Source organism: Noviherbaspirillum sp. ST9, from assembly GCF_048799745.1.
Taxonomy (GTDB): domain Bacteria; phylum Pseudomonadota; class Gammaproteobacteria; order Burkholderiales; family Burkholderiaceae_D; genus Noviherbaspirillum.
This window is the reverse complement of the sequence record NZ_JBLWFR010000004.1, coordinates 507,201-526,809: the sequence shown is the minus strand read 5'-3', so window position 1 is coordinate 526,809 and position 19,609 is coordinate 507,201. Positions and strand designations below refer to the sequence as shown.

Genomic DNA, 19,609 nt, shown 5'->3' with positions numbered 1-19,609 from the left:
GCCATGGTTTTTATCAATTAGGCTGCGATCTTTTCCTTGGACTGCGCTGCGTTCAGCTCGCCCAGTGCCCGCTTGTACTCGGTCGGGAACACCTTGACGAACTTGCTGCGTGCATTCGCCCAGTCATCCAGCAGGTTGCGCGCGCGCGTGCTGCCGGTGTACTTGAAGTGGCGTTCGATCAGCCCCTTCAGGATCGCTTCGTCAGTCTGGCCTTCGCCGCCGCGTGTGGTGGCGTGCCAGATGGCCCGATCGATCTTCGCTTCCTGGTCTGCGCTGGCGAGCACCGGATCGAGTGCGACCATCGCCATGTTGCACTTCTTCGCGAAGTCGCCGTCCGGGTCGTACACGTAGGCGATACCGCCCGACATGCCTGCCGCGAAGTTACGGCCGGTGGCGCCGAGAACGACGACGGTGCCGCCGGTCATGTATTCGCAACCGTGGTCGCCAGTCCCTTCTACAACAGTGATTGCACCGGAGTTACGCACCGCGAAACGCTCGCCGGCCACGCCGTTGAAGAAGGCTTCACCGGAAATCGCGCCGTACAGCACGGTGTTGCCGATGATGATGTTGTCGACCGCCCAGCCGCGGAACTCGGTGTTCGGACGAACGATGATGCGGCCGCCCGACAGGCCCTTGCCGACGTAGTCGTTGCCCTCGCCCACCAGGTCCAGCGTGATGCCGTGTGCGAGGAATGCGCCGGCCGACTGGCCCGCGGTACCCTGCAGCTGGATGTGGATGGTGTCGTCCGGCAGGCCTTCGTGGCCGTACTTCTTCGCGACTTCGCCCGACAGCATGGTGCCGACGGTGCGGTTGAGGTTCTTGACCGGGGAGATGAAGGACACCTTCTCGCCCTTCTCCAGCGCGGCCTTCGCCTGTGCGATCAGCTTGTGGTCCAGTGCCTTTTCGAGGCCGTGGTCCTGCTCTTCGACCTGGAAGCGCGGCTCGGACGCCGGGACTTCGGGCTGGTAGAAGATCTTGCTGAAGTCGAGGCCCTTCGCCTTCCAGTGCGAGATCGCCTTGGACTTGTCGAGCAGGTCGGAACGGCCGATCAGTTCGTTGAAGCTGCGGATGCCGAGCTGCGCCATGATCTGGCGGACTTCTTCGGCGACGAAGAAGAAGTAGTTCACGACGTGTTCCGGCTTGCCGGAGAACTTGGCGCGCAGCACCGGATCCTGGGTGGCGACGCCGACCGGGCAAGTGTTCAGGTGGCACTTGCGCATCATGATGCAGCCTTCGACAACCAGCGGAGCCGTGGCGAAACCGAACTCGTCCGCGCCCAGCATCGCGCCGATGACGACGTCGCGACCGGTCTTGATCTGGCCGTCGGTCTGCACGCGGATACGGCTGCGCAGGCGGTTCAGCACCAGGGTCTGCTGGGTTTCGGCCAGGCCGAGTTCCCATGGCGAACCGGCGTGCTTGATCGAGGACAGCGGCGATGCGCCGGTGCCGCCGTCATGGCCTGCAATCACGACGTGATCGGCCTTGGCCTTGGCAACACCCGCGGCCACCGTGCCGACGCCGACTTCGGACACCAGCTTGACGGAGATCGATGCCTTCGGATTGGCGTTCTTCAGGTCATGGATCAGCTGTGCCAGGTCTTCGATCGAGTAGATGTCGTGGTGCGGCGGCGGGGAAATCAGGCCGACGCCCGGCACCGAGAAGCGCAGCTTCGCGATGTATTCGGACACCTTGTGGCCCGGCAGCTGGCCGCCTTCGCCCGGCTTCGCGCCCTGCGCCATCTTGATCTGGATCTGGTCGGCGGAGGTCAGGTACTCGGCGGTCACACCGAAGCGGCCCGATGCCACCTGCTTGATCTTGGAACGCAGCGAATCGCCAGCCAGCAGCGGCAGGTCGACTTCGACGCGGTCCTTGCCGATAACGGATGCCAGGGTTTCGCCCTTCTTGATGGGGATGCCCTTCAGCTCGTTGCGATAGCGGTTTTCGTCCTCACCGCCTTCACCGGTGTTCGACTTGCCGCCGATACGGTTCATTGCGATGGCCAGGGTGGCATGCGCTTCGGTCGAGATCGAGCCGAGCGACATCGCGCCAGTGGCGAAGCGCTTGACGATTTCCTTCGCCGGTTCGACTTCGTCGATCGGGACCACCTTGGACGGGTCGATCTTGAATTCGAACAGGCCGCGCAGCGTCATGTGGCGCTTGGACTGGTCGTTGATGATCTGCGCGTACTCTTTGTACGTGTTGAAGTTGTTCGAACGGGTCGAATGCTGCAGCTTGGCGATCGCGTCCGGCGTCCACATGTGGTCTTCACCACGGACACGGAAAGCGTACTCGCCGCCGGCATCCAGCGCGTTGGCCAGGACCGGGTCGTTGCTGAAGGCGAGCTTGTGCAGACGCAGCGCTTCTTCGGCGATTTCGAACACGCCGATGCCTTCGACGTTAGACGCGGTGCCCTTGAAGTACTTGTCGACCAGCGCCTTGTTCAGGCCGATGGCTTCGAAGATCTGCGCGCCGCAGTAGGACATGTAGGTCGAAATGCCCATCTTGGACATGACCTTCATCAGGCCCTTGCCGATCGCCTTCTGGAAGTTGTAGATCGCCTTTTCAGCGGACAGCTCGCCCGGCAGGCCCTTCGCCAGTTCAACCAGCGTATCCATGGCGAGGTACGGGTGGACAGCTTCCGCGCCGTAGCCGGCCAGCAATGCGAAGTGGTGCGTCTCGCGTGCGGAACCGGTCTCGACGACGAGGCCGGTCGAGGTGCGCAGGCCCTTGCTCACGAGGTGCAGGTGGATTGCCGACGTTGCCAGCAGTGCCGGAATCGCGACCTGGTCGGCGTCGAACTTGCGGTCGGAGACGATCAGGATGTTGTGGCCGGACTTGACCGCATCGACGGCCTTCGCGCACAGCGAGGCGAGGCGTGCTTCGATGCCTTCCTTGCCCCAGGCGACCGGATAGCAGATGTTCAGTTCGTACGACTTGAACTTGTTGCCGGTGTGCTTGCTGATGTTGCGCAGCTTGGCCATGTCGGCGTAGTCGAGCACAGGCTGCGACACTTCGAGGCGCATCGGCGGGTTGATGTTGTTGGTGTCGAGCAGGTTCGGGCGCGGGCCGATAAAGGACACCAGCGACATGACCATCGCTTCGCGGATCGGGTCGATCGGCGGGTTGGTCACCTGGGCGAACAGCTGCTTGAAGTAGTTGTACAGCGGCTTGTTCTTGTTCGACATGACGGCCAGCGGCGAGTCATTGCCCATCGATCCGATGGCTTCTTCGCCACCTGCTGCCATCGGCGCCATCAGGAACTTGATGTCTTCCTGGGTGTAGCCGAACACTTGCTGGCGATCCAGCAAGGCCATCGCGGACTTCGGCTCTTCCGCTTCCTTTTCGAGCTCGTCGAGCTTGATGCGGACGGAGTCGATCCACTGCTTGTACGGCTTGGCGTTGGCGTAGGTGTCCTTCAGTTCCTTGTCGTCGATGATGCGGCCGGCGTCGAGGTCGATCAGGAACATCTTGCCCGGCTGCAGGCGCCACTTCTTGATGATCTTGGATTCGGGAATCGGCAGCACGCCGGACTCGGATGCCATGACGACGAGGTCGTCATCGGTCTGGATATAACGCGCCGGACGCAGGCCGTTGCGGTCGAGGGTACCGCCGATATGACGGCCGTCGGTGAACGCCATCGCGGCGGGGCCGTCCCACGGCTCCATCATCGCGGCGTGGTATTCGTAGAAGGCGCGGCGGTTGTCGTCCATCAGCGTGTGGTTTTCCCACGCTTCCGGAATCATCATCATCATCGCCTGGGCGAGCGGATAGCCGGCCATCAGCAGCAGTTCGAGCGCGTTGTCGAAGCACGCGGTGTCGGACTGGCCTTCATAAATCAGCGGGAACAGCTTTTGCAGGTCGTCGCCCAGCACGGCGGACTTCATCACGCCTTCACGGGCGCGCATCCAGTTGAAGTTGCCCTTGACGGTGTTGATTTCGCCGTTGTGTGCAATCAGGCGGTACGGGTGGGCCAGCGGCCATTCCGGGAAGGTGTTGGTGGAGAAGCGCTGGTGCACCAGGGCCAAGGCGGAAACGCAGCGCGAATCCTGCAGGTCCCTGTAGTAGACGCCAACCTGGTCGGCGAGCAGCAGACCCTTGTAGACCACGGTACGCGCGGACATCGACGGCACGAAGAATTCCTTGCCGTGCAGCAGGTTCAGCGCCTGGATCGCGTGGCCGGACGACTTGCGGATCACGTACAGCTTACGCTCCAGCGCATCGGTCACCATGATGTCCGGACCGCGGCCGATGAAAATCTGGCGGATGACCGGCTCTTTGGCACGGACGGTCGGCGACATCGGCATGTCGAAATCGACCGGCACATCGCGCCAGCCCAGGACGACCTGACCTTCAGCCAGGACGGCGCGTTCGATTTCCTGCTCACAGGCGATGCGGGATGCGTTTTCCTTCGGCAGGAAGACCATGCCGACGCCGTACTCGCCAGGCGGCGGAAGGGCCACGCCCTGCTTCGCCATTTCTTCACGATAGTACTGGTCCGGGATCTGGATCAGGATACCGGCACCATCGCCCATCAGCTTGTCGGCACCGACCGCACCCCGGTGATCCAGGTTTTTCAGGATCAGCAGGCCTTGCTCGACGATCGAGTGGCTTTTCTTGCCTTTAATGTGGGCGATGAAACCGACGCCGCAGGCGTCGTGCTCGTTAATAGGATCGTAAAGACCTTGCGCGTGCATAAGCGTTCTCCGCTACTTTGGTGATATCGAGCTAGAAGGATAGTGCAGTGCAATACTTAGTTCAACTGAAATAAATAGGGTCGGAGTAGAATTTGTATATGCGCTGTTTTCGTGCATTATTAAATAGGGACAGAGTCGTATCGATTAAAAACCGGACATTGGGCAAGAGCTTGATTTTTAAAGCGAAGTGGCGGTTTTTTCGCCGTCAGTCATTTTGCGCGGCCTTCCTCGCTTTGCTGGAGTGACTCGGCGGCTGACTTGCTTGGCAAGGGCTTCCTTGAAGCGCTCCGAACCAAGGGGCCAGCCTTTGAGCGTGGCTTGCGTTAACGCGTCCGCTTCGCGTTGACTGATGCCGAGGTCCAGCAAGGCTTTGTAGTTAGCCTCGCGGTCAAAAGGGGTATTGCCTAGCGCCCAGAACACGGGATGGTCGGTAATGATTGGGTCCGGTCTGACGCCGAGGTGGTGAGAAATGCTCGACCAGGCATATTCTTCGGCTGAGGAAACCAGCCCGGCACGCGCAGGATGCGATTCGATGTACCGGCTGCACAGGAGGAAATATTGCTCCGAGTCGACGACCGTTGCACGATACCGCCCTTGCCACAGAGTGCCGGTCCGGCTGTATTTGCCGTTGAAGTAAGGCACGTAATGGCGACCGATCCACTGCATCATTCTTCCCAGTCCCGCCTCATCGGCGGGCGTGACGAGCAGGTGGAGATGATTGGGCATCAAAACATAGGCATGCACCGCAACCTTGAACTGCCTGGAGGCCTCTTTCAGCCAGCCCAGAAAGGCAGCGTAATCCTCTGCATCCCGAAAAACGACCTGCCTGTCATTCCCGCTTTGGATGATGTGGTGAGGCTGGTTGGGAACGACAAGTCGTGGAAGTCTGGCCATGTTGGAATCGTCAGTGCGCCAGCTCTTGTGGCCGGCGACAACGCCGATTTTATCCTGCGGCGCCGCTGTCCGCAGGATTGCGGGATATCAAATCAGATATGTGCGTTGACAGTGTTGCGCCAAGGGGATTTGCGGAATTCCAGCTCACCTTCCGCATCCAGAGGCAGGCGCGACGACGAGCGTGCCGCCCTGCGGTCGAAGATGCTCGCCCGGATCTTGTCCTCGGACGGCAGGCGCTTCGCCTGAAATCGTAGTGTCCGGATACCCGCACTGGCAAAGCACGCTTCACGGGCGCGCTCGAGCCGCGTTGGTCGCGACCGGTGCGCCAATTCCACCACGGCGAGGAGATCCATGTCCTGGCCGAATACGGCGTACCCGACGCGCTTGCCCCCTAATGCGCCCAGCGCACGCTGGCGCATTTTCCCCATGCCGGCCGGCTCGATCAGCGCGGACACGGCAACCTGAGGACAGACGTGGCATTCAGGGAGGGATTGGCAAAGCCTGAAATAGAGGTCCCGCTCCCTGCCGGTCAATACGGTTTTCTTTCGATAGCGCGCCGGCTTCATGCGCGTCGTTGCAAACCAGCCGAACAAACCGGCGAGAATGATTGCTACGAAAACAAATGTCTCCATGTTATGCATCCCTTTGTTTTCAAAAGGACAATAACTTTACCATTTGTTAACATTTTTGCAGCAAAAATTTTCGCCACCGACAATGCCTTTGCGTTAACTCAAATCGGGGAAAGTCAGAAGATTTTCCGCGCCCATGCGGGTTCGTTCTGCCGGCGCTGCTCAATCATGTTCGTCAACAGGGTCCGGATCTCATTGAGCGGCCCGATCTCGGCCTGTTCGATGCGCGCGGGCGGTGCGCCGTGGTCCCAATCCCCATAGAGGAAGCCGACGGGGTGGCGGCTGACCGTGAGTGGCAGGACGGTAAAGCTGCGGACGGTTGGCAGGGCCTCCTTCCACCATCGAGGCACCTTGCTGACAAAGGCGGGGTCGCGCGCATTTTCGACAAAAATCATCTTGTCGTTGGCAAGCGACGCGTGGAAAACGTCCGGCTGGTACGCGTCACTAAACACGAGGCGCGGAAGCAGTTCCTGACCGCCCTCGCCAAGGCACATGTGGGCAGCATAGGTAGAATTTTCCGTGTCCCGCAGGAAGGCCACAACACGCGTAAAAGCGAGGCCCTGGTAAACGGTCTCGAGCGCCATGGACATGAACTGGCTTGCGGTCGCACTGTGCAGGACACCGCGCATATCGGCGACGCCGCGTGCGAGGATGCTCGCCGCATCGGCCGGCTTGCCTCCGCCCACGGAAGGTACCGCCCTGCCCGCCGCGCGTTTTGCGGGCTTGATCGTCACAATTTCCTCCTCCGCAGCGGTCTGCTCCGCAGCTTCCACCGCCGTGACGAGCTGGGCCGCCTCAAGACCCAGCATGTCAGCGTAGCTTCCTGCAAGGCGCGTCAGCGCCGCATGGCCCGCGTCGCCTTCATCGCATAGGGCGTCCGCGCAGCGAGAGGAAAGTGTGGACACCGCAGCAAGCCAGTCAACGTGGTCCAGGGGTTCGCCAATGGGTTTAGGCGGCATATCCCTGAGGGTATCGACGAGCCCGGCCGGCAGCCCCCATTGCTGGGCAGCCAGGCGGCCAACTTCATCGAGTCCGACGCCCAGCACATCGAGCGCGGCCCGGTTCTCGTCCGCCCCCTTGCCGGTCGCATCGGCCTTGATGCGCTGCCAGTATTCAGGCAGGTAGAACGTGACGAGCATGCGCCCGAGGGAGTGCAGCATCGAGCAGACAACCGCCTCCTCGACGTCGCGCGAACTCGTCGTCGACACCACCTGCCGCGCAATATGTCCGGCCATGACGGACTTTTCGAGCTCGGCCCGCGCCATCGCGGAGTCGCCCGACGCTGCGGTCAGGCCGTCCACCAGCTTCAATCCCAGCGCGAGATGGCCGATAGCCTCGGTGCCCAGGACAATGACAGCCTTGGATACGGTGTTGATGCCCTGCCCGAACACCGAATACATTGCGCTGTTGGCGAGCCGCAGGACCTTTTGCGTGAGCGCCGGGTCCTGCAGCACTGTCCTGGTCATGTTGAACTCGCGGTCGTCGTCGCCGCTCATGGCGCCGATAATGGCCGTCACGACCTTGGAGAATCCGGGCAGGTCGCCGCGCTGGCGCACCCTCGCCCAGATGAGTTCCATTGTTCTTTCGGGGGAGGCCAGGTCGGCCTGGGGAAGTGCTGTCATTCGCTCTGTTCCGCTATTTCATTGCTACGGCATGCTGGGCAACCGGCCGTCCACTGTTGAGTATCTCGATCGCGTGCTCCGGCAATAACGGCCGCCCGGTCAAATACCCCTGGATCATGCCGCAGCCGTGGGCGGCAAGGAACTTCAGTTGTTCCTCGTTTTCGACACCCTCCGCGACCGTGGTCAGATTGAGGTGGTTCGCCAGGCTGAGCACGACGTTGCAAATGGCGACGTCCTTGACCGAAGCAGGCAAGTCCTTGATGAAGGCGCGATCGATTTTCAACGTCGCGATGGGGAAACGCTTCAGGTAGGCGAGAGACGAATAGCCGGTGCCGAAGTCATCGATGGCAATCCGCACGTTTCGCGTTGCCATGGCATTCAACAGCGACTCGGCATGTTCGGGATCCGACATCAGAATGCCCTCAGTGATTTCCAGGAGAAGCTGTTGCCCATTCAGCCCGGACAATCGTATCGCCTCGTCCACCACGTCGAGAAATTTATCATTGCGGAACTGCCTCGGACTCACGTTGACCGACACGTAGAGCGGTCGGCCCGCGACTTCCTCGAAGCGTTTGATCTGTACGCAGGCGGACTTGAGGGCCCACGCGCCGAGCAGGTTGATCAGCCCGTTGCTCTCGGCCATGGGGATGAACTGCGACGGCGATACCATCCCCTGCTCGGCCCGTCCCCAGCGCATCAATGCCTCGAATCCGACGATCTGCCGCGTGCGTGCATCGACGATGGGCTGGTAATGCAGCAGAAACTCGCCGTCGCGCACCGCCTGGAACATCGCGGCTTCCATGGACACGTCGTGTTCCGGTTGCGTGAATTTTTGATGGCTGTAGACGACGCATCGCGCCTTGCCGGTTTCCTTGGCTCGGTACATGGCCGTGTCGGCATGGGCCAGCAACTTGACTTCGCTGTCCCCGTGATCTGGAAAAACGGCGGCGCCGATCGATGTGCCTACGTACAGGATGTGACCCTGGATATCAAACGGCAGTTGCATCGTCGAAATCATCCGACGCGCAATGGTCTGGATTTCCGTTTCGGTCACCGCCCCGGGCAATACCGCGACAAACTCGTCGCCGCCGACGCGCGCGAGCGTATCGGCATTGCGCAGGGTTTCGGACAGGCGCATGGCCGCGACACGCAGCAAGGCGTCGCCAACCGGGTGGCCTAATGCATCGTTGACCTTCTTGAATCCATCGAGGTCGAGCGCAAGTACCGAAAAGCCGCGCCCGGTGCGCCGCGCCTGGGCGATCGCCATGCGGATGCGGTCCGACAGAAGGGAACGATTCGGCAAACCCGTCAGCGCGTCGTGGGTCGCCATGTGGCGCAGGCGCTCTTCCGTCGCCTGCTGGCTGGAAATGTCGCGCCCGACGGCCAGAAGCTCGGTTTCGCCGTTGGCAGCGGTGAACGCTGAAATCTGGAGCTCGATCCAGATCGGGCCGCTTGCGGTGAGGATCCGGACATTCGATTTACTCGGCATGCTTGCCGCTGAAGCTTGCGCAATCAGTGCTTCGACAGCAGGCCGGTCTGCCTGATCGACCAGATCCGCCAAGTGGCGGCCGGACGTGCCGACATCCCCGATCAGTTCGGCAGCCCGCTGGCTCGCGTACACGACGGAACCTCCCGCGTTCAGACGAAACACGGCGTCGCCGGCTGCCTCCATGAGGCTTTCCAACGGGTTTTTGGCTAATGCGTCTGGCCGGTCACGACGAATGGAAAACATTGGCTGAGACTGATGTTGGAGAATACCGCGGACGCCTTGATGTCTTCCAAAGGAATACATCAGGCATCTGCGCCGACCATTGGTTAGTTGATCTTAACAAATTGTAGGGAAGAAAATAAATCGCGGTAGAAATCTTATTGCAGAAAATGCAGAAAAAGTCACAAACATCTGATTCAAGAAGCAAAAAACCCCGCACGGAGCGGGGTTTGCCAACTTTCCTGGGCGGACATCAGAACGGGATGTCGTCGTCCATATCGCTGAAATTCGGCGCGGGGCGGGAAGCAGGGCGCGCCTGTCCGCCGCCCGAGCTTTGACGCGGCGCCGGTGCGCTTCCGTAATCGTCGTCCATCGAACCGCCGCCACCGCCACCACCGCCCATGCCTTGGCGGCTGCCCAGCATCTGCATGGTGTCGGCGATGATTTCAGTCGTATAGCGCTCAACGCCATCCTTGTCGGTCCACTTGCGCGTTTGCAGGCGGCCTTCGACATAGACCTGCGAACCCTTCTTCAGGTACTGGCCGGCAATTTCGGCAAGCTTGCGATAGAAGGTGATGCGATGCCATTCGGTTAACTCTTTCTTTTCGCCCGAATTCTTGTCTTTCCAGCTTTCAGTCGTCGCTACCGCGACGTTGGTGACCGCGTCGCCGTTCGGCATGTAGCGCGTTTCCGGGTCGCGCCCCAGGTTGCCGACGATGATGACTTTGTTAACGGATGCCATAAATTTCTCCTAAAGCTGAATCAAACAAACGTGTTGTATACGGGTAAAACGGATCAGGCGGCACGCGCCGCTCCTCGACGTGGCAGGTTCTTCATTCCGGCGGCAATTATAAGCCAGACAACTGTAAGCACCGCGCACAAAATGAACACCGCCGGCGCGCCGAGATGCTGCTGCAGCCAGCCCCCGAGAGCGCCGCCGCAGAACAGGCCAAGCGCCTGCAAGGTGTTGTAGACGCCGAGCGCCGCGCCTTTGGCAGCCGGGGGCGCAATGCGGGAAACCAGCGACGGCTGGCAGGCCTCCAGTATGTTGAACGAGACGAAGAACATCAGCAACAGGATAATCAGGATCGTCGACGGCATCGTCGGCCAGGACAGGAACATCCAGAGCCCTGCCTGCACGATGACCATCAACCCGATCGCGCCGAGGAACACCTGTTTCATCAGACCGCGCTTTTCGCCGGCGAGCAGCGGCGGCATCATCACGGCAAACGAAATCAGGACGATCGGCAGGTAGACCTTCCAGTGCGTGGCGAGCGGCAGGTCCGCGTACTTCACCAGCGCCGACGGAACGATCACGAACATCGCCATCTGCGTGACATGCAGGGCAAACACGCCGTAGTTCAGGCGCATCAGTTCGCGGTCGGCGAGCACTTCCGAAAACGGCACGTTCTTGACTGGCGGCTTGGGCGGCGCGGGCGGCACGACGTACAGCACGACGAGGATGGCCAGCATGGACAGGATGCCGGTCAGCGCAAACAGGCCCTCCATGCCGATCAGCTTGTACATGGCGGGCGCGGCGACCAGCGAAATGGCGAAGGTCAGGCCGATCGATCCACCCACCATGGCCATGGCCTTGGTGCGGTGCTCGTCGCGTGTCGAATCGGCGATGAACGCGGTGACCGCCGCCGAAATCGCGCCAGCGCCCTGGATGGCCCGGCCGAAGATCACCCAAGTCAGGTTGGAGGCCGCGGCCGCAATGAATGAGCCAATCGCGAACAGGATCAGGCCGATGATGATGACGCGCTTGCGGCCGTACTTGTCCGAAGCCGCCCCGAACGGAATCTGGCCGAACGATTGCGTCAGGCCGTAGATCCCCATTGCCAGTCCGACCATGGTGGCGCTGTCGCCGCCGGGCAGCGACCTTGCATGAACGGCAAACACGGGAAGGATCAGGAACATGCCGAGCATGCGCAGCGCGAAGATCGACGCGAGGGAAGCGCTGGCCCGGATTTCCAGGCGCGACATGCGCGGGCTAGGTTCGGCGGAGGGAATCGATGACATCAGGCAGAAAGACAGAGTGGCATGGGCCGATACGGCGGCCTTCAAAACCCGTTATAGTATCAGGTTGACCCGTATAAAGCGTCCGATGGACGCAAGTTGAAAGCAGTTCATGGAAGAAATAAGAATTCGCGGTGCGCGCACGCACAACCTGAAGAACATCAATCTGGAATTGCCCCGCAACCAATTGATCGTCATTACCGGGCTCTCCGGCTCTGGAAAATCGTCGCTGGCATTTGATACCTTGTATGCGGAAGGCCAGCGCCGCTACGTCGAATCGCTGTCGGCCTATGCGCGCCAGTTCCTGCAACTGATGGAGAAGCCCGACGTGGACCTGATCGAAGGCCTTTCGCCCGCGATCTCGATCGAGCAGAAGGCAACCTCGCACAACCCGCGCTCGACCGTTGGCACCGTCACCGAGATCCACGACTACCTGCGCCTCCTCTACGCACGCGTGGGCACACCATATTGCCCCGACCATCCGGAGAATCCGCTGGCGGCGCAGTCGGTGTCGCAGATGGTCGACGCCGTTCTGGCCATGCCGGACGATACCAAGCTGATGATCCTCGCGCCCGTGGTCGCCAACCGCAAGGGCGAACACGTCGACCTGTTCGAGGAAATGCAGGCGCAAGGCTTTGTCCGCTTCCGCATTCAGAGCGGCACGCACGCCGCGCGCATTTACGAAATCGACGACCTGCCCAAGCTGAAGAAGACGGAGAAGCACACCATCGACGTCGTCATCGACCGCCTGAAAATCAAGGCGGAAGTAAAGCAGCGCCTCGCCGAAAGCTTCGAGACGGCCCTGCGTCTGGCCGAAGGCCGCGCCATCGCACTGGAAATGGACAGCGGCAAGGAGCACCTGTTTTCCAACAAGTTCGCCTGCCCGACCTGCGGCTACTCGCTGCAGGAACTGGAGCCGCGCCTGTTCTCGTTCAACAATCCGATGGGCGCCTGCCCGGAGTGCGACGGCCTGGGACATATTGAATTCTTCGACCCCAAGCGCATCGTCGCCTTCCCCAACCTCTCGCTCGCCAGCGGCGCAATCAAGGGCTGGGACCGGCGCAACCAGTTCTATTTCCAGATGCTGTCGAACATCGCCGAGCACTATCGCTTCGACATCGACATGCCCTTTGAAAAGCTGCCTGATTCAGCGCAGCAGGCGGTGCTGTACGGCTCCGGCCGGCAGACGATTCCGTTCACGTATATCAACGAACGCGGCCGCGCCGTGGTGCGCGAGCACACCTTCGAAGGCGTGGTGAATAACCTGCAGCGCCGTTATCGCGAAACCGATTCGATGGCGGTGAAGGAAGAACTCGCGAAGTTCATCAACCAGAAGGAATGCCCGACCTGCAAGGGCGCGCGCCTGCGCGTGGAAGCGCGCTACGTGAAGGTCGGCACGGGCAAGCAGGAACGCTCGATCCATGAAGTGGCGATCACGCCACTACGCGATACGCTGGAATTCTTCGAGAAGCTCAAGCTGACTGGCGCGAAGAAGGAAATCGCCGACCGCATCATCAAGGAAATCGTGTCGCGCCTGAAGTTCCTGAACAACGTGGGTCTCGATTACCTGTCGCTGGAACGCAGTGCGGATACGCTCTCTGGCGGCGAAGCGCAGCGTATTCGACTCGCCTCGCAAATCGGTTCCGGCCTGACGGGCGTCATGTATGTGCTGGACGAACCTTCCATCGGCCTGCACCAGCGCGACAACGACCGCCTGATCAATACGCTCAAGCATTTGCGCGACATCGGCAACAGCGTGCTGGTGGTCGAGCATGATGAAGACGCCATCCGCTGCGCCGACTACATTGTCGACATGGGCGTGGGCGCCGGCGTGCACGGGGGCGAGGTGATCGCCAAGGGGCCGCTCAACGACATCCTCAAGAACAAGAAATCGCTGACGGCGAAGTACCTGAACGGGACGCTGGCCATCCATGTCCCGAAGAAGCGAACCGCCGCCGACCCGGAACGTCAGCTCGTCATCACTGGCGCCTCGGGCAACAACCTGAAGAACGTGAAGCTGGAACTGCCGGTCGGCCTGCTGACCTGCGTGACCGGCGTCTCCGGCTCGGGCAAGTCGACGCTGGTCAATGACACGCTATACCACGCCGCTGCACGCCATCTGTATGGCTCGCAGAGCGAGCCTTCGGCCTATGAAACGATCAGCGGACTGGAGCACTTCGACAAGGTCATTTCCGTCGACCAGGCGCCGATCGGCCGCACGCCGCGCTCGAATCCGGCGACTTATACCGGTGTCTTCACGCCGATCCGTGACCTGTTTTCTGAAGTACCTTCAGCGAAGGAGCGCGGCTACAGCGCTGGCCGTTTCTCGTTCAACGTCAAGGGCGGCCGCTGTGAGGCCTGCCAGGGCGATGGCGTGCTCAAGGTAGAAATGCACTTTCTGCCCGACGTGTACGTCCCCTGCGACGTCTGCCACGGCAAGCGCTACAACCGCGAGACGCTGGAAGTCCAGTACAAGGGCAAGAACATCCACGAAGTGCTGGAGATGACCGTCGAGGAAGCGCACGAGTTCTTCAAGCCGGTGCCGGTCGTGGCGCGCAAGCTGCAGACCCTGCTCGACGTCGGCCTCGGCTACATCCGGCTCGGCCAGAGTGCGACGACGCTGTCAGGCGGCGAGGCGCAGCGCGTGAAGCTGTCGCTGGAATTGTCCAAGCGCGATACCGGCCGCACGCTCTACATTCTCGACGAGCCAACCACCGGCCTGCACTTCCACGACATCGACCTGCTGCTGAAAGTGATCCACCGCTTGCGCGACCAGGGCAATACGGTGGTAATCATCGAACACAACCTGGACGTCATCAAGACGGCGGACTGGATCGTCGACCTCGGGCCGGAAGGCGGCGCGGGCGGAGGCCGGATCATTGCTTCCGGCTCGCCGGAAGACGTCGCAAAAAATGCGGCGAGCGTGACGGGCAAGTATCTCGCCCCGATGCTCAAGAAAAAGTAAGGCAAGGAGAAACCATGGCGACCCACCTGCGTATCGTCGGACTTGTGCAAGGCGTTGGCTATCGCGCGTCCTTCGAAGCGCAGGCGCGCGCCCTCCAGTTGTCGGGCTGGGTGCGCAATCGCGCGGATGGTTCGGTGGAAGCGATGATTCAGGGCGCGCCTGACGCCGTGGAGAAGATCATCGCGTGGTCCAGGCGCGGCCCCACGTCCGCAAAGGTAAAAGAGGTTGTCGTCAGCGACACTGACGACGCAACCCTGTCCCCCGGCCGCTTCGACGTGCGCCCGACCGCTTAACGCGGCAATCCCATCCACAGTCCGAGCGGCACGAACGCCAGCGCGGCAAGATTCCCGAGCAGCACGATCGACGCGACCTTGTCCGGCTCCTGCTTGTACTGTTCCGCCACCATGAAGCAGAACACCGCCGGCGGCAGCGACGCGAACAGGTACATCTGGCCGCGCTGCGCCTCGGTCAAGTTCAGCACGCCATCGAGGAGCCAGGCGACGATCAGGCCAGCGACGGGGCAGACCACCGCGCCGACCAGTCCAATGTGCCAGCTCTTGAAATTGACATCGAGCATGCGCACGCCAAGCGCGAACAGCATGATCGGAATGCACGAATCGCCCAGCATCTTCAGCGCCATCATCAGCGGCGCCGGCAGTGCGATCTTGAAGATCGCGAACAGCATGCCGATCACCATCGAGAGCATCATCGGGCTGACGAGGAATTTCCACATCGGCGTGTGGTAGCTGCGCCCGCTTTCAATGATCTTGATCCCGACGGAAAAGTAGATCAGGTTGCAGGCCATGAACAAGGCGACCGCAGCGGACAATCCCGAGGTGCCGAAGGCCAGCACCGCGAGCGGCAAGCCCATGTTTCCGCAATTGTTGTACATCATTGGGGGAATGAAGGTGCGCACGTCGTACCCAAGCAGGCGCGCGACGGGCCAGGCGATCAACCCGGAGCCCAGGGCGATCAGCACGCCGGCAAGGATGAGCATCCCGTTATGGGCCAGGTCGAAGTCCTTTGCAGCAAGCGCCGTGAACACCAGGAGCGGGCACAGCACATCCATGCTCACGCGATTCACCGACGCCATGTCATTCCGGACACGCTCGCCCCTGATCCGCGCATATCCGTACCCCACTGCGATGATGATGAAGACCGGCAGGATGATGCCGAGGATGCGCTCAAACACTTGCATGGCGTGATTCTTTCGGAAAGGGCGAAGCTAACCTGGCATTGTAGCGAGATTGGCGGAAATGCGTTTCCGCTCAGTAATAATTCATGCGCCGCGGCTTATTTGAGCAGGCGTTCCTCTGCACGCGCCACACCTTCGGTCGTGCCGCGCAGCACGATGATGTCTGCCGCGTGCAAAACCGTCTCCGGCGTCACATCGATGCGGCTCTTGCCCCGTCGCACGATGGTGACTTCAGCCCCGGCATCCGCCAGCTTCAGCGCCGACAGCGGTTTTCCGATGGCGTTCGCACCTTCGGGCAGGGTCACGGAGTGCAAGCGCACATGCAAGTGTTCCGCATCCTCCTGCGCGTCGCTGGCGCCGTGAAAATAGCCGCGCAGAGAGGCGTAGCGCTCGTCGCGCGCCGCCTGAACGCGATGCACGACCCGGCGCAGCGGCACGCCCAGCATCACAAGTGCATGCGAGGCCAGCATGAGGCTGCCTTCAATGGCTTCCGGGACGACTTCGGCAGCACCGGCCTCGCGGAGCTTGTCGAGGTCCGAGTCGTCGTGGCTGCGTACGATCACCGGCAGTGCGGGAGCAAGTTCGTGCGCAAAATGCAGCACCTTCAGTGCTGATGGCGTGCTGGCATAGGTCACGACCAGCGCAGCCGCGCGATGGATGCCAGCAGCGACCAAGCTCTCGCGTCGAGCGGCATCGCCGAAGGAAACGTTGGCGCCTGCCGCCTGCGCCTCGCGCACACGATCCGGATCAAGGTCGAGCGCGTGATAGGCGATGCCCTCCTCTTCCAGCAATTTGGCAAGGCTCTGTCCGGAACGCCCGAAGCCGGCAATCAGCACGTGCTTCTGCGTGCTCATGGTGCGCGTCGCGATCTGCGTCAACGCCAGGGACTGCATCATCCATTCGTTTGCCGATAGTTTCATCACGATGGCATCGGACTTGGCAATGATGAACGGCGCAACCAGCATGGACAGCACCATCGATGCCAGGATGAGCTGGATCAGCAGCGGATCCATCAGCTGCAGGCCGCCGGCCTGGTTCAGCAGCACGAAACCGAATTCGCCGGCCTGGGCGAGGCCGAGGCCGGTGCGCAGCGCCGTACCCGTCGACGCACCGGTCAACTTTGTCAGCGCGGCAATCAGGCCGAACTTCAGCAGCACCGGCCCGGTCAGCAGCAACAGCACCAGCCACCAGTTTTCAAGCACCAGCCTGACATTAAGCAGCATGCCGACGGTAATGAAGAACAGACCCAGCAGGACGTCGCGGAAAGGCTTGATGTCCTCCTCCACCTGATGCCTGTATTCCGTTTCGGAGATGAGCATGCCGGCGACAAACGCGCCCAGCGCGAGCGACAGGCCTGCCTTCTCGGTGATCCATGCTGCCCCGAGCGTGATGAGCAGCAGATTGAGCATGAACAGTTCCTGCGACCGCCGCTTGACCACGATATGGAACCAGCTGCGCATAAGGCGCTGGCCGATCACGAGCAGGAGCACGAGCACGATGCCCGCCTTCATGGTCGCCAGCGCCAGCGTCGGCAGCAGGTCGCTGGTGTTCTTGGCCAGCGCGGGCACGAGGATGAGCAGCGGCACGACGGCCAGATCCTGGAACAGCAGGATGCCGAAGATCTGACGTCCATGCGGGCTGTCGAGCTCGAGGCGTTCCGTCAGCAGCTTGGAGACGATGGCCGTGGAGGACATGGCGAGCGCGCCGCCAAGCGCAAACGCCGCCCGCCAGCTGATATCGACGAGCTGGGGAAGGAAATGCGCCATCAGCCAGCCGAACAACATGGTTGCCGCGATCGTCAGCAACACCTGCGCCATGCCGAGTCCGAATACCGTGCGCCGCATGGACACAAGTTTCGGCAGAGAGAATTCGAGCCCGATCGAAAACATCAGGAACACCACGCCAAACTCGGCCAGCACGTGCGTGGTCGCACTCTGCTCTGCCATGCCGAAGCCGAACGGGCCGATCACGATGCCAACGACGAGATAACCCAGCATCGGCGGCAGGTGCAGCATGCGGAACGCGACCACGCCGAGCACGGCGGCGCTCAGCAGGATCAAGGTAAGTTCGAGGGCCGAAAACATTAATGGTTATTCAAGTGATCTGGTCTGGTGCAAGCCTGCGTTGGTCATCCACTCCCGCAATGCGGTGCGGCGACAACGGCGCGGACACGCTGGAGTGCGCCGGCACATTTTCCTAATTGCACGATTGCTTTAAGAATGAAGGACTTACGAAATAAAAACAGCCGTTGATGGCCCTCAAAGTTAAATTTTTTGTTCTGACTGGCAGATTTTTTGCTTTCGTAATTCGTTTATACTTCCGGCATGAGTGTAACCGATGCAAAAACCTTGCCGAAAGACTTCGACGCGAAAAATGCGCGGCGCGCGCTTGAGCTTGCGCGCGAGACGATCCAGATCGAAGCCGACGCCCTGCTCGCACTGAAGAGCAGGCTCTCCGACAGCCCCGACGACAGCTTTGCCCAAGCCATGGGCTTGCTCATGCAATGCAGCGGGCGCGTCGTCGTATCGGGCATTGGCAAGTCCGGGCATATCGCCCGCAAAATTGCGGCCACGCTGGCCTCTACCGGCACGCCTGCCTTGTTCGTGCACGCCGCGGAAGCCCTGCACGGCGACCTTGGCATGATCACGGAGAACGATGCCGTCATCGCGATTTCATATTCCGGCGAAGCGGCCGAATTCGTTTCCATCATTCCCATCATCAAGCGCATGGGCGCCAAGCTGATCGCCATTACCGGCAATGACGCTTCGCGCCTGGCGCAACTCGCCGACGTTCACCTCAACGTCCACGTCGACAAGGAAGCCTGCCCGCTTAACCTCGCACCGACCGCGAGCACGACCGCGACGCTGGCCATTGGCGACGCGCTTGCCGTGGCCTTGCTGGACGCGCGCGGATTCCGCGAAGAAGATTTCGCACGCTCCCATCCCGGCGGTGCACTTGGTCGCCGCCTGTTGACCCATGTGCGGGATGTCATGCGCAGCGGTGCCGCAGTACCCATGGTCAAGCCGGACGTGTCCCTGCCGGCCGCCCTGCTTGAAATCACCCGGAAAGGCATGGCAATGACGGCCGTGGTGGACGATGCCGGACGCGCCGTCGGCATCTTCACTGACGGCGACCTGCGCCGACTGATCGAGAACGTCCAGGACTTCGGCAAGCTGAAAATGTCGGATGTCATGCACGCCAATCCGCGCACCATCCTGCCCGATCAGCTCGCGGTCGAGGCCGTCGAGCTGATGGAGCATTTCCGGATCAACCAGTTGCTGGTCGCCGATGCCGACGGCAAGCTCGTCGGCGCGCTGCACATCCATGACCTGACCCGCGCAAAGGTGATCTGATGCAAGACATACTGGCAAGGGCAGCGCAAGTCCGGCTCATGATCTTCGACGTCGACGGCATCCTGACCGACGGCAGTCTGCATTACGCCCCCGACGGCGAAATGATCAAGACGTTCAACGTGCTGGACGGGCACGGCATCAAGCTGCTGCAGCAATCGGGCGTGGCCACCGCGATCATCAGCGCGCGCAGGTCCGCCATCGTCGCCAAGCGCGCGGCCGATCTCGGTGTGCAGCACCTGTATCAAGGCGTGCACGACAAGCTGGAAGCGTTTAAAGAACTGCTAGCCAAGACCGGCACGGCGCGGGAAGCATGCGGCTTCGTCGGCGACGACGTGATCGACCTGCCCATCCTGCTGCGCGTCGGATTCGCGGCCAGTGTCCCGAATGGACATGGCGAAGTGAAATCGCGCGTGCATTACGTGACCAAGGCGAATGGCGGTCAAGGTGCGGCGCGCGAGCTGTGCGACCTGATCATGCGCGCCCAGGGCAATTACGAAGCGGCGCTGGCGCCCTACCTGAAGTAGGTGCAG

13 protein-coding genes are annotated in these 19,609 nt (G+C 61.4%); 4 read left to right on the top strand and 9 right to left on the bottom strand.

Features of this window, described 5'->3' with window-relative positions:
- Positions 1–17: 17 nt before the first annotated feature.
- The 7 genes from ACNOHI_RS11625 to ACNOHI_RS11595 form a co-directional block, all read right to left on the bottom strand.
- Positions 18–4,694, bottom strand: a complete 4,677-nt coding sequence (locus ACNOHI_RS11625; RefSeq protein WP_420474819.1) for a glutamate synthase-related protein — start codon at positions 4,692–4,694, stop codon at positions 18–20.
- A gap of 177 nt (positions 4,695–4,871) precedes the next feature.
- Positions 4,872–5,588: a transposase gene (locus ACNOHI_RS11620; protein ID WP_420474818.1), complete on the bottom strand. Its 717-nt coding sequence runs from the start codon at positions 5,586–5,588 to the stop codon at positions 4,872–4,874.
- A 92-nt stretch (positions 5,589–5,680) separates the two neighbouring features.
- Positions 5,681–6,220 carry a DUF2726 domain-containing protein gene (locus ACNOHI_RS11615; protein WP_420474817.1) on the bottom strand — a complete coding sequence of 180 codons (540 nt, stop codon included), beginning with the start codon at positions 6,218–6,220 and terminating at the stop codon, positions 5,681–5,683.
- Positions 6,221–6,333: 113 nt separating this feature from the next.
- The gene (locus ACNOHI_RS11610) at positions 6,334–7,839 is read right to left on the bottom strand and encodes an HDOD domain-containing protein (RefSeq protein ID WP_420474816.1); all 1,506 of its coding nucleotides are present in this window, start codon (positions 7,837–7,839) and stop codon (positions 6,334–6,336) included.
- 13 nt (positions 7,840–7,852) lie between these two features.
- Positions 7,853–9,511 (bottom strand): putative bifunctional diguanylate cyclase/phosphodiesterase, encoded by a 1,659-nt coding sequence (locus ACNOHI_RS11605; protein WP_420474815.1) that lies wholly within the window; start codon positions 9,509–9,511, stop codon positions 7,853–7,855.
- Between the two features lie 289 nt (positions 9,512–9,800).
- Positions 9,801–10,289, bottom strand: coding sequence for a single-stranded DNA-binding protein (gene ssb, locus ACNOHI_RS11600; RefSeq protein WP_420474814.1), 489 nt, complete (start codon positions 10,287–10,289; stop codon positions 9,801–9,803).
- Positions 10,290–10,342: 53 nt separating this feature from the next.
- Positions 10,343–11,533 carry an MFS transporter gene (locus ACNOHI_RS11595; RefSeq protein WP_420474813.1) on the bottom strand — a complete coding sequence of 397 codons (1,191 nt, stop codon included), beginning with the start codon at positions 11,531–11,533 and terminating at the stop codon, positions 10,343–10,345.
- A 145-nt stretch (positions 11,534–11,678) separates the two neighbouring features.
- Between ACNOHI_RS11595 and uvrA the strand changes: the two genes are divergently transcribed.
- On the top strand, positions 11,679–14,531 hold the full coding sequence (uvrA, locus tag ACNOHI_RS11590; protein ID WP_420474812.1) for an excinuclease ABC subunit UvrA: 2,853 nt from the start codon (positions 11,679–11,681) through the stop codon (positions 14,529–14,531).
- Between the two features lie 14 nt (positions 14,532–14,545).
- Positions 14,546–14,824 carry an acylphosphatase gene (locus tag ACNOHI_RS11585; RefSeq protein WP_420474811.1) on the top strand — a complete coding sequence of 93 codons (279 nt, stop codon included), beginning with the start codon at positions 14,546–14,548 and terminating at the stop codon, positions 14,822–14,824.
- Here the strand turns inward: ACNOHI_RS11585 and ACNOHI_RS11580 are convergent.
- Positions 14,821–15,729 carry an AEC family transporter gene (locus tag ACNOHI_RS11580; RefSeq protein WP_420474810.1) on the bottom strand — a complete coding sequence of 303 codons (909 nt, stop codon included), beginning with the start codon at positions 15,727–15,729 and terminating at the stop codon, positions 14,821–14,823. The two genes, ACNOHI_RS11585 and ACNOHI_RS11580, sit on opposite strands and share 4 nt — an antisense overlap.
- A gap of 95 nt (positions 15,730–15,824) precedes the next feature.
- Complete coding sequence (locus ACNOHI_RS11575; protein ID WP_420474809.1) at positions 15,825–17,810, bottom strand: monovalent cation:proton antiporter-2 (CPA2) family protein; 1,986 nt, start codon at positions 17,808–17,810, stop codon at positions 15,825–15,827.
- Positions 17,811–18,050: 240 nt separating this feature from the next.
- Between ACNOHI_RS11575 and ACNOHI_RS11570 the strand changes: the two genes are divergently transcribed.
- Positions 18,051–19,079: a KpsF/GutQ family sugar-phosphate isomerase gene (locus tag ACNOHI_RS11570; protein WP_420474808.1), complete on the top strand. Its 1,029-nt coding sequence runs from the start codon at positions 18,051–18,053 to the stop codon at positions 19,077–19,079.
- The gene (locus ACNOHI_RS11565) at positions 19,079–19,603 is read left to right on the top strand and encodes a KdsC family phosphatase (RefSeq protein ID WP_420474807.1); all 525 of its coding nucleotides are present in this window, start codon (positions 19,079–19,081) and stop codon (positions 19,601–19,603) included. The genes ACNOHI_RS11570 and ACNOHI_RS11565 overlap by 1 nt, the downstream gene beginning before the upstream one ends.
- The last annotated feature ends 6 nt before the right edge of the window (positions 19,604–19,609 follow it).

What these genes read in the sequence shown, in the direction of transcription:
- ACNOHI_RS11625 (WP_420474819.1), bottom strand. Translation starts at nt 4,694, where the DNA reads ATGCACGCGCAAGGTCTTTACGATCCTATTAACGAGCACGACGCCTGC.
- ACNOHI_RS11620 (WP_420474818.1), bottom strand. Translation starts at nt 5,588, where the DNA reads ATGGCCAGACTTCCACGACTTGTCGTTCCCAACCAGCCTCACCACATC.
- ACNOHI_RS11615 (WP_420474817.1), bottom strand. Translation starts at nt 6,220, where the DNA reads ATGGAGACATTTGTTTTCGTAGCAATCATTCTCGCCGGTTTGTTCGGC.
- ACNOHI_RS11610 (WP_420474816.1), bottom strand. Translation starts at nt 7,839, where the DNA reads ATGACAGCACTTCCCCAGGCCGACCTGGCCTCCCCCGAAAGAACAATG.
- ACNOHI_RS11605 (WP_420474815.1), bottom strand. Translation starts at nt 9,511, where the DNA reads ATGGAGGCAGCCGGCGACGCCGTGTTTCGTCTGAACGCGGGAGGTTCC.
- ssb (WP_420474814.1), bottom strand. Translation starts at nt 10,289, where the DNA reads ATGGCATCCGTTAACAAAGTCATCATCGTCGGCAACCTGGGGCGCGAC.
- ACNOHI_RS11595 (WP_420474813.1), bottom strand. Translation starts at nt 11,533, where the DNA reads ATGTCGCGCCTGGAAATCCGGGCCAGCGCTTCCCTCGCGTCGATCTTC.
- uvrA (WP_420474812.1), top strand. Translation starts at nt 11,679, where the DNA reads ATGGAAGAAATAAGAATTCGCGGTGCGCGCACGCACAACCTGAAGAAC.
- ACNOHI_RS11585 (WP_420474811.1), top strand. Translation starts at nt 14,546, where the DNA reads ATGGCGACCCACCTGCGTATCGTCGGACTTGTGCAAGGCGTTGGCTAT.
- ACNOHI_RS11580 (WP_420474810.1), bottom strand. Translation starts at nt 15,729, where the DNA reads ATGCAAGTGTTTGAGCGCATCCTCGGCATCATCCTGCCGGTCTTCATC.
- ACNOHI_RS11575 (WP_420474809.1), bottom strand. Translation starts at nt 17,810, where the DNA reads ATGTTTTCGGCCCTCGAACTTACCTTGATCCTGCTGAGCGCCGCCGTG.
- ACNOHI_RS11570 (WP_420474808.1), top strand. Translation starts at nt 18,051, where the DNA reads ATGAGTGTAACCGATGCAAAAACCTTGCCGAAAGACTTCGACGCGAAA.
- ACNOHI_RS11565 (WP_420474807.1), top strand. Translation starts at nt 19,079, where the DNA reads ATGCAAGACATACTGGCAAGGGCAGCGCAAGTCCGGCTCATGATCTTC.